The sequence below is a fragment of the uncultured Methanospirillum sp. genome (genome assembly GCF_963668415.2).
GTDB lineage: Archaea > Halobacteriota > Methanomicrobia > Methanomicrobiales > Methanospirillaceae > Methanospirillum.
The window spans coordinates 3,711,995-3,723,406 of the sequence record NZ_CAXXDL010000001.1; the positions used below are offsets into that span (position 1 = coordinate 3,711,995).

Sequence of the window (11,412 nt, forward strand, 5' to 3'; positions counted from 1 at the left end):
ATAATTAACGGTAAATAATCATTAATATCACATAATCGAAATTATATTAATAGTGGAACAATATGGAAAAAATTTCATCAGAACAGTTGGAGACATTATCAGAATATGAACAATATATGATTGATAATCGGGAGGGTAGTATTACTGCCGAATCTCTGGCATTAATTCGAGCAAAAGAATCTACTCTAAATACCGATGAGAGAATATGCTTCGATCCCTATGCAATGCGATTTGTAAATCCAAAACTGCTTCAGATTATGGCCAGGATGCCTCCAGAAAAATCAAAAGAGATGCAGGAGAGTTACGAAAATCAATTCCCCGGTCATAAAAATGCTCTTATCGCACGGATACGATTCTTTGATGATTCGGTAAGGGACAGTATCTCAAAAGGATTTACCCAGATTGTAATTATTGGTGCGGGATATGATACCCGTGCATATAGAATCGAAGGGATATCGAATGTACGAGTCTTTGAACTTGATCTTCCTGAGATTCAAAACAGAAAAAAATCCAAAATTCAAGAGATTTTTGGCTCCCTTCCCATTGAGGTCACCTATATCCCGGTTGACTTAAGCATCACCTCTCTGAAAACAGCACTCAAGGGAAACGATTTTGATTCTCGCCAAAAAACACTCTATGTTTTAGAAGGACTTATCCTCTATATCCCCCCTGAACAAGTAAAGGAGTTATTCTCTTCAATTATTTTTCTATCAGCACAAGGAAGCGCCGTTCTTTTTGATTCTATTGACGGAGCCATAGTTGATGGATCTGATCAATCAGCGTATGCCATGAATATCAGGCAGCAGATGTCCCGATTGGGAGAGACATTCAAGTTTGGTATTCGAAAAGGAGAAGAGGAGAAATATATGAAAACTATCGGTTTCAAAAATATTCAGGTCGTTACAAAAGAGACATACGTTGCACAATATTTTACCGGAATAAACAAGTCCCGGAGTGTATCTGAAGCATTCAATTTCATATGGGCGGAGACGTAAATCTTTTTTTTTAATTTTGCATGAAAACCCCAATGAGGCGCTGCCTCAGGCTTGACTCCTGAAAAATGGATATAGTACTCAGTCAATCTCTTTTTGGGTAGAGCAGGTTGTTTTCTTTTTGAGATCAGAAACTCGGTATAAAAACTAACCCGGAATTGCTACTGCAGGCTGGACTGCGACATAGATCGCGAATGCAAAATTAACCAGTCAGGTAATTCAGCATCTACCCAATTTTCTTAAATTTAAGGGTAATATGACAGAAGAGTATACAATAACTGCGGGATTAGACATCCATAAGCGATTTATCATCGCTACAGTACTCCATACTAATGGTGTCAAATTCCAACAGCGATTTGAAAGAACAATGCAAGGGCTACTTGCATTGAAAGATTGGGTCTTTGCAAATAAATGCCAAGTGGTTGCATGTGAATCTACAAGTGACTACTGGGTACAGATTTATGATCTATTATGCGATTATTTGGAAGTTATTGTTGGTAATCCTCAAGATATGAAGGTTTTATCCCATAAAAAAACGGATAAAATTGATTCGGAAATGATAGCGCTTTTAGCGTTAAAGGGGATGATTAAGTCTTCTCGAGTATTTTTACGCATACATCGTGACTTTAGAAAGATTGTTCGTCTCCGGCAGTTTCTTGTTCGTAAGCGTACTGACATAAAAAATCGGGTTCACAGCATCCTTGACAGTGAACTATTCCAATTATCCAATGTTCTTACCGACATTTTTGGCAAATCCGGAGTCAAGATCATGCAAGGCATCCTTGATGGGAAATCTCCAGACGAGGTAATTCTATCTAATCATGCACGCGTGAGGGATAGGAAAGAAGAAGAGATTCGAACACTTCTGGAATAAAATCTCTCATTGTATGCATTGATACAGTTGAAGCACTGTCTTCGGGTTATGAAGCAATTGGATGACGAAATAGAACATCTTACACGAACCGCTTCTCAGTATGCCATGGATAAATATCCACGGGAATTTGAAATCCTGTATTCGGTTCCTGGTATCGGAGAGATCGCAGCGTTTACAATACTTGCTGAAGTTGGTGACTTTAAAGATTTTCAATCCGGAGATAAGTTAGCAAGTTGGGCAGGAATTGTTCCAAGAGTCTATCAGTCTGCAGACCATATGTCAAAACGATCAATCACCAAACGAGCTTCACGATTACTCAGGTGGATTTTAATTCAAGTAGCTCATGCAGCGGCAAAAAAATCGGGGAGTGTTTTCGCTGATTTCTATATTGTTAAGAAGGACCTTATTGGAAAAGGGAAAACTGCAGTGGCTCTTGCAAGAAAAATTATCACTGTTGTATGGCACCTCATCGTAAACAACGAGGTTTATGAAGATAAATACTCCAGACCAAAGAAACCACTTTCAGTAAAAACCGTTAAAATTCCCGTCTCATACACGATAGAAGAGGCTATTAAATTATTTTCTGAAGCTGTTCAGGCAATTAAGAAACCTGATCCTGATCTGATATAAGGGGGTTGATCCCCCCTTCGTATGTGGCTTTTTCATGCAAAAATACCATAAAAAGAACATGAAAGATAGTCTCGCACTATCTCATACAGATCTTACATATTATCATCCGGACTAATCATTTACATCTGAACAAATATAAAAGGAAATAATGATTATCAGTCTCCTTTTTTACTGTTGATTTATCTTGATCAGAGAAGGAAGTGACGTTCGAGGTTCAAGATAAAACAATGTGAATATGTAGAAGAGAAAAAGAATGTTGGGATACTGTCATCAGAGATGATGGAAGAGGATGGGACCGACAATGCCTGTATCACCTCTAAATTTCCGATATATATTATCCATAACTCCTCCAATTTAATAACCAGCAGTCTAACGTTTTTTTAACATTTTTGAGATTATTTGAAGATATCCCGATACTGACATCACCACAAAAAATTTTCAAAAGCATAAAGAACTATATTGGATATCGAAATCAGAGATGATATTTCAGTCTTTTATTATGATTGCTCATCAAGCCAGGTCACCTTTGATATCATCAGGAGAGACATAGAGCCAGGTTATCTTCTAAATCATAATAAGACTGTATAGAAATTTTTATTTTATGCAACATTTTCAGGCTGATATAAATAACAACCCGGATCTCTCATATTCCGGATATACCGATTCCAGTTTATTGAAAGTTTGAGAGTGTTAATAGTAAGGCGATTGGATGATTCATCCAGAATACGTTTAATTATGGGATATTTGTGCAAATTCCATATGACTTAAATTATAATTTTACCATTGACAGATTTTACCCAAAAAATAGATATCAGTAAATACTAATATATGAGGCCAATGTTTTTTTATTCATCATACTAGGAGTAAATATCATCAATGATTGAATCGAACATGAAGATTTTTCAGAAATATAACTTTAAGTCTCATGAAAAAAAGAAAACTGAACATTTTTTTCTCATTCTTTTCTGTATCTTATTTTTTATTTCATGTACCGATCTGATTAGTTATCTTCTTTTTCATACCATTATTGAACTCTTCAGTATCATAATAGCTTTTTTAATCTTTGTTATTACCTGGAATAGCAAGGATCGTATTCAGAATAGTTTTCTAATCTTTCTTGGATCTGCTTTCTTTTTTATTGGAATTGTGGATCTCATCCATACTCTTGCATTTAAAGGGATGAATATTTTCAGTGGATATGATGCCAATCTCCCTACGCAACTCTGGATAGCAGCGAGATATATTGAGGCGTTTACATTAATTATCGCTTTCCTGGTATCTCAACAAAAAATCCCTGCCGAACGTATTTTTCTGGGATATGCAATTATTACCACCGGTATTGTGTACTCTATTTTTGCAGGTTTTTTCCCGACATGTTATATCGAGGATTTCGGCCTGACGCCCTTTAAAATCTACAGTGAATATGTTATCTGTTTGATGCTGTTTGGTTCAATAGCCCTATTATATAACCAAAAGAACAGATTCGAAGCATATATTTTTTGGCTCATTCTTGGAGCAATTATCGCAACAATAGGATCAGAACTAGCGTTCACCCATTATATTAATGTTTATGGACCTGCGAATTTCCTCGGGCATATCTTCAAATTCATCGCATTTACGTTTATTTATTTAGCGATTGTACAGACGGGAATCAGTCGTCCTTTTGATCTGATGTACCGGGAAATTGCGGAAAGTGAAGAAAAATTCCGTGCTTTTTTTGAAACTTCAAAAGACTGTGTTTTTATTACCTCCCAGGATGGGAATTGGAGGGACTTCAATGATGCTGCAATTCAACTATTTGGATTTGCAAGCAGGAGTGAATTACAAAATACCCATATCACAGAGTTGTATGGAAATCAACAGGAGAGAGAAAAACTTCTGAATAAGATTAGTCAATTCGGTTTTATAAAAGATTATCCGTTAAATCTACGCAAAAAAGATGGAAGTGTCATCAATACCCTTATCACCACTGTAATTATTAGGGATGATAAAAACCAGATTCAATATTATCAGGGAACAATACGTGACATTACTGAACAAAAACGTAATGAACAAGCTCTAAAGGATAGTGAGGCACGATTACATTCTATCATTGAGGGTTCTCCAGTCCTCCAGTTTGTATTAGATTGTGATCATCGAATTATTCATTGGAACAGAGCAATCGAAAAATTTAGTGAACTTAACGCGACAGATATGGTTGGTACCACCTATCAGTGGAAAGCATTTTACGAAAATGAACACCCGTGTCTGGCTGATCTCCTGATTCTGGATGAGATTGAATATCATTCAAGGTGGTATGATAGTCCAATCCAGGAATCACAGATAATTGAAGGAGCCTATGAGTCAACCATTTTTTTCCCTACTTTAGGTACATCAGGAAAATGGATGTATATTACCGCAGCACCAATCAGAGATTCGCAGGGTACGATCATTGGTGCTATTGAAACAGTTGAAGATATAACAGACAGAAAATTAGCAGAAGATGCTCTGAAATTGGCGATTAAAAAACTCAATTTACTGTCAAGCATTACTCGTCATGATATTCTCAATGAATTATCTATTCTTATAGGATATCTGGATCTCTCAAAAAATGAGAGTAATTATACAATATTATCTGAATATCTCGAAAAAGAAGAAAGATCAGCCGTAAATATTCAACACCAGATTGAATTTACCAGAGATTATGAAGAGATGGGTATTAGGGCACCTCAATGGCAAAATATCCACCATATCATCACTAATGTGATTAAAACCTGTAATGTCGGGAACATAAATATTTCTCTGGATATTACAAATATCGAATTATTTACCGATCCGTTACTGGGAAAGGTGTTCTATAATCTGGTTGAAAATGCTATACGGCATGGAGGAGTAATCACAAAGATTTCTTTTTATTTCATTGAGAATTCTGAAGGTATGACTATTATCTGTGAGGATAACGGGAATGGTATACCATTAAATGAGAAAGAAAACATTTTTACAAGGAAATATTTTCAGCATACCGGTCTTGGGTTATTTCTCTCCCGTGAAATCCTCTCTATCACTGGCCTTACCATTTCTGAAACCGGCATTGAAGGTTCTGGTGCCAGATTTGAGATACATGTCCCTAAGGGTGTTTACCGGTTTGCATAAATAATTCGTAAAAACTCTTGATGAGGCTGTCCAACGTGGAGTTTCAGACTAGACAGCCTCAATTAAAATACGCTGAATTGGTAATAGAAATATGGATACATTGAGTAGAAATAATCAATAGAACGCAAATTTCTGAATAAGATCACAACCGATATATAACGAATATCTATACACGGTCAAAAGTATTTCTTCCCTTTATTACATACAGATTATCTCATTTCAAATATTTTTCAAGGAGATACTCACATTACTATGACGAGAATCATCCGGACAAACACACCTTAATCTGTTGAAAAGATAGCAGAGAATACTGGAACTATCATAGATGCTCTTTGATTTGTTAAAGCCTGTATAAGTGATTAATTTTTGATGGACTGTGTTGATACAGGTATTACCTTTCATAAAAACCCCAACGGTGCCCCGTTGGGGTTTTTAAGGAAATTGACATGATAACCCAGAATTATTCATGATCTCATCAGGATCATTTCCATCGTAATCACCTATTCATTACGTGCCTTTTTTTTGCAAGGAAACACTGAACTATCTGATCTGACTGAACAAAAATAACAATAAAATAGTATCTGATACTAGGGTTGCCATTTCCAAAAAATACTCAAATGGACCTTATTTTATTCATGCCAGATTATAAAGATGATTCAGGAATCATGTTTTCATTCTCTATACTCGTAAGGTACTAAAAAGGAGAGTTTGAAAAAGAATCCAAAATGAAAAGTGTTTAGGACTCTGGACTGGTGACTTCATCGCAGGAAACATACCTCCCTGCACCTACAATATAGGAGATCCCATCACTCCCGTTCACCAGTTGGTAGTAACTCATCTTCTGATACAGGCCCAGTGAGTCCGGGTTCGAATAAACATAAGAAACCCATCCGGTTCCATTCCGTACTGCTCCATCTACCATATCATCACGGAACGCCTTCCCGGTCACATCAGTCGTCCCGGAGAGGTTTTTCCCGTTATTTGCAGAATTTACTGAATTCGCCAGAAGCGTTACATTCTTGTCAAATACAAAGGCATAGAGTTCAGGGTCAGTTGGATCCCGGTATGGGGCTTTTCCTGCGTTGATATCTGCAATTGTCCCGGGGGCGTCAGATGAGAGTGCAATTGCGGTCTTGTTAACCAGATCGATCACCTTCTCTTTGCCCGTGGAGTTGAATGAACACTGCACCCCGATATACCGGGAGATGATGTGTTCATACCCGGTCACTCCTGTCTCTGATCGATCACGTTTGAGTGACTGAATGGTTGCATTCACTTCCTGGACAAATGCAGGTGATGTCCCTCGATTAAATGCGTAATAAACCCGGCTGGATCCCAGTTCTTTTCCCATACCAAACGTGTTAGGATCTTTCGCGAACTGATCGATCGCTTTCATTCCGGCAAGTTCATTGTATACCCAGGCATCGACAGACCCGTTCTCAACCATCCGGACCGCATCACCGGTGGAAGGTACTTCCACAATGTTGCTCTCATCTGCTCCGGCATTGATAGCATAGGTCTTCCCACAGTCATCAGTGATAGTGACGATCCGAAGGGCACCAATATCAGTTTCATCAGACAGATTCGAGTCGGTTCTGACAAACAGGACTTGTGGAACTGTGATAACCGGACCGGCCCAGAGGAACTGATCCTCACGCTCGGGTAACCGATCCATGGCGAGAATCATCGTATCAGGATTGTTGCTGATCTGTGTATATGCATCATTCCAGGAGATTACCTTGAACGAATCACGAGTGAGATTACTCCCCATCCGGTTCAGAATCTCCTCCATCATATCAACTGTTATCCCTTGCAGGGTTCCATTCTCAATATAATTGAGCGGAGCATTATCTTCGGTAAGAATCTGTAGATCATCCGGAATAGGTGCAGCAAATCCCCCGGCAGGGAGGATAAGCAGAGCCAGAATGGCCAGTATTAGTTTTCCATCCATATCATGAGTAAATTGTTTTTCCCCCTTATAATTAAGCCACATCTTCTCTCTGATCCTGTCATCGGTGTAGGAGAAAAAATAGGAGAGAACTCCGAAGACATACCAGTATCCAGATGACATCAGGCCCGGTGATCTCTTCTGAATAGATCCGGAAACCAGGTCGTGATCGTTCATGATACAGCATCCTGACAATACATATTCCGATGGATGATCAGAGAATCTGGCTAATATGGTGATATTGTATCTCTCATCCGGACAGGATCAGGATCCGGGATGTATTGATCTTCGATGGTAACTCCGATGTCTGATTTCTTCCAGGGGATTGACAAGTAGACAACGGGTAGTGTATCTCACCATTACCTTTTTTGCAAAAAAGGCCTTTTCATCGGTCTTGACTGAGGCCCCCAACGGGCCATCGTTGGGGTAATAGAGTACTACCCATTGAAAATGTTATTGAAAATTAGGAGACGATGGGCTGGGAGGAGTAACAGGTCCAGATCATTATGTGTGACCCGGATATCAGTCATACTGCCATTTACCATCAGTACCTGTCACGAGATGAGAGGTTCCGTCGCCAAACCTCACCTTCTTGTGGAGATTGGTACATTTTTTCTTTAAGAATGTCGTGAATCACTATCAAATCCGAATTAATACCCGGATAGTCTATCGATATGATTATACATGTGTGACTCAAAGTACAAGAATGACTTTCAGTCACATAATGGCTGTGAGTCATCATCATGACTCATTATTATTATCATGGCAACTGCTGACCGGAGACAACGGGAGAAGGAACAACGCCGCAAGGAGATCGTCGATACTGCTGAACGGCTCTTCTATTCAAAAGGGTTTGACAATGTCAGCATGGATGAGATTGCTGAATCGGTTGAATTATCAAAAGGTTCCTTGTATCTTCACTTTAAAAATAAAGATTCGTTATACTTCGCGATAGTTGACAAAGTGAATACAGAATTTTTCAGGCTGTTCATGGAAAATCTCGATACAAATGCCAGTGGAGGAGATCAGATCCGGAGCATGATCCGGTTCCTGGTCAAATTCATCAAAGACCATCGGGAATACAATGACATGGCCCGGACCTATGGTCCTCTCATCTGGGCCAGGATGAACACCGAATATGATACGATCCTTGCCGAGAATGCTGTTGCATACAACATCTGGCTAGATCATGCCATCCGACAGGGTATCGAAGATGGCTCGCTCAGAAAAGACCTTGATCCTGTCCTTTTTGGTGTGTATATCTCTATGATCAGCCTCTCGGTTGTCTCCCCTCTCCCCTCATGGGATAAAGGCCTTGAACTATACGGTATCGGATATGAAGGACTCGTAGATAACTTAGAGAAATTTATTGGTCCTTCCTTAATCCCGTAACACAAGAGGAAAACAGTAGAGAGGGTGAAAAGTCAACAAAAATCAGCAGAATCCCCCATCGGTACGATACAGAACCACATCTGGTAGCGTATGCTCTGCACTATCAGATCACGATACAAAAAATGGTGGGAATTTTTCAGAATTTCAGTATGATATGGAGAAAAATATGAGTTCTCATAAGAAAGAATTAACAAACCAGAACGAATCAGGGAATATCAGAAAAATGTCATTATGCGAGCGGATGTTCTTTATGAGCCCTGTCTGCACCGTTATGATGGCAGCCCGGATTACAGGACAGGTTGATACAACCAGGTTTCAGAAAGCACTTGATGCAGTCACCGGTATTCACCCTCTCCTCCGTGCAAAAATTGTATTCGATCAGGACCATGAGGCATTCTTCTCTACAGATCATGTTCGCAGCATCCCAATACGAATCATTTCCCGATTATCAGATAACCAGTGGATGGATGAGATTAAACGTGAGGCACGAATACCATTTAAACTTGAAGAAGGGCCACTCATCAAGTGTATTCTCCTTCATTCACCCGACGTATCAGATCTTCTTGTGTTATGTAATCATAGCATCTGTGACGGAATGGCACTCGCCATATTCATCAGAGATCTTCTCGAATTGTATCAGGACCCGGATAAAAAAATAGAAGTTATTCATCCACCGGATGCTATGAATATCCTGAAACCGGGCTTCTCTATTCAGGGGCTGATAGGACAGATATTCGCTTCATATACCAACTGGAAATGGAGAAAAAATCCATACTATTTCGGTTCTGAAGAATATTCCACCTTATACAGTTCATATTGGAATGATAAAAAACCGGGTTTTGTTCTGTTTGAGTTTGACCTAACCGAATCTGAACGTCTCATAGCGATCTGTCGGGATCATGAGGTATCAATCGGATCTGCCTTTTCTGTTGCAAGCCTTTGTGCATATGAGGAAATTTGCGGAGAATTTCCAAGATCGAAACAGAAGATCATGATGCCGTTTGATCTCCGGAGGAGAGAACATGTGGAAGATGTATTCTGCCTTTGTGTTGGTTCCATTCACTTCCCGTTCAACTATTCCCGGGATAAAACATTCTGGCAGAATGCAGCATCATTTCACCAGGAAACACATTCCCGACTGAGTTCAAAGAAATTACCAGGAATACAAATACCCCCGTTTGATCTTTCTCTCATGGATGCGATAGTCTCATATTCTGCGTTCGTACACCGTGTATCACGGACAAATACCCTGAATGAAAATTTGAGAAAATTCAGTGAAGATACACATAATGTTGCATGGTCTTTAACCAAAAACTTCGAGAACAGTATTCCTTGCCTGGTACCGACAAATCTTGGCAATATTGAGTTTTCAGAGTCATACGGAGATGTAAAACTGGAACAACTCGTATTTTTACCATCATCAAGTGAACTCAATCCACTCATCCTTGGAGGAGTTGGAGCCAGAGGAAGAGTGGTATTCTCCCTGCAGTTTGTAGACCCGCCATCAGGCACTACAACATCACCTGAATCAGAGATGATACAGATACGAAATAGGGCTCTAGAATTACTAGGATTTCCTGAAAAATCCCATCAAAAACCGGTGGAGGAAAAATGCCAACCATCCATGGAGAAGGATACCCGTTAGAAATGATATGTATCGTATTGCAAAGAAGTCCGGTAGTACCGATTCAATGAAACAGAGATGAATAGTTCACCTCAAAATAGTCTTTTCTTTCTTACGACCAGGAAAAAGTAAGGTATTACGTATCTGGGTTACCGGTAATACCCGGGAAAATTCTGGTTATAGGTATTGTAACTTCCATATTGCATCGGGGTCACTTCATTCCAGTTTGAATTCGGATTATTATGGTATTCCTGACCATGATAGGTGTCAAATCCATCGTAGTAATGTCCATTATTATAATTCCGGTTGTCGAAATTTTTAAAGATAATACCCTGACGGGTGAATCCCTGATGAACATGTTTTATGGCATAATTATAGTCATCAGTTCTCCCCTGATATTGATACACATATGCCAGATTTGACCATCCTTCATCATATCCATTATTGAGGGAGATTGCATGCCGAAATGCATCCTGGGCTTGAGAATACTGATTGTTCGCCTGATATGCAATACCCAGATTGTTCCAGGCTATGACCAGACAAGGATCTATTTGAAGAGCATTCAAAAATGCTTGAATCGCATTGACATAATTTCCCTGATTATAGTACGTTGTTCCCAGGTTGTTCCAGTCATACGAGGACATATCTGCAGTACAGGGGCCAATTAACAGGGCAAGTACCAGAATAAAAAACGTTCCCGAAAAGATCCCCATGCGAGATTTTTCACCGGATAAGAAATAATTCTCCGAGTCCATATCTTTCATATTTTCTGTAAGGAGAAATACATTTGGATCACCACTTGACTAAGATGAAAGGGATA

At 39.2% G+C, this 11,412-nt stretch carries 6 protein-coding genes and 1 pseudogene; 5 read left to right on the forward strand and 2 right to left on the reverse strand.

The genetic code is table 11. The features are described 5' to 3' along the window. The first annotated feature begins 116 nt into the window (after positions 1 to 116). The 3 genes and pseudogenes from ACHZA2_RS17445 (at position 117) to ACHZA2_RS17455 (ending at position 5,628) form a co-directional block, all read left to right on the forward strand. Complete coding sequence (locus ACHZA2_RS17445) at positions 117 to 995, forward strand: class I SAM-dependent methyltransferase (RefSeq protein ID WP_319580775.1); 879 nt, start codon at positions 117 to 119, stop codon at positions 993 to 995. Between the two features lie 253 nt (positions 996 to 1,248). Then, positions 1,249 to 2,496 (forward strand): annotated as a pseudogene (locus ACHZA2_RS17450) (IS110 family transposase). 876 nt (positions 2,497 to 3,372) lie between these two features. Next, positions 3,373 to 5,628, forward strand: a complete 2,256-nt coding sequence (locus ACHZA2_RS17455) for an MASE3 domain-containing protein (protein WP_319580778.1) — start codon at positions 3,373 to 3,375, stop codon at positions 5,626 to 5,628. A 736-nt stretch (positions 5,629 to 6,364) separates the two neighbouring features. On the opposite strand, the gene ACHZA2_RS17460 is transcribed toward ACHZA2_RS17455, so the two are convergent. Beyond that, entirely contained in the window at positions 6,365 to 7,753 is a 1,389-nt protein-coding gene (locus tag ACHZA2_RS17460; RefSeq protein WP_319580779.1) for a transporter substrate-binding domain-containing protein, read from the reverse strand. 585 nt (positions 7,754 to 8,338) lie between these two features. Between ACHZA2_RS17460 and ACHZA2_RS17465 the strand changes: the two genes are divergently transcribed. Together ACHZA2_RS17465 and ACHZA2_RS17470 are read left to right on the forward strand one after the other, a co-directional pair. Beyond that, complete coding sequence (locus tag ACHZA2_RS17465) at positions 8,339 to 8,968, forward strand: TetR/AcrR family transcriptional regulator (RefSeq protein ID WP_319580780.1); 630 nt, start codon at positions 8,339 to 8,341, stop codon at positions 8,966 to 8,968. Between the two features lie 166 nt (positions 8,969 to 9,134). Then, on the forward strand, positions 9,135 to 10,613 hold the full coding sequence (locus tag ACHZA2_RS17470) for a condensation domain-containing protein (RefSeq protein WP_319580781.1): 1,479 nt from the start codon (positions 9,135 to 9,137) through the stop codon (positions 10,611 to 10,613). A gap of 128 nt (positions 10,614 to 10,741) precedes the next feature. Here ACHZA2_RS17470 and ACHZA2_RS17475 read toward each other — a convergent pair whose 3' ends face one another. Beyond that, positions 10,742 to 11,305: a tetratricopeptide repeat protein gene (locus tag ACHZA2_RS17475; RefSeq protein WP_319580782.1), complete on the reverse strand. Its 564-nt coding sequence runs from the start codon at positions 11,303 to 11,305 to the stop codon at positions 10,742 to 10,744. Positions 11,306 to 11,412 lie beyond the last annotated feature (107 nt).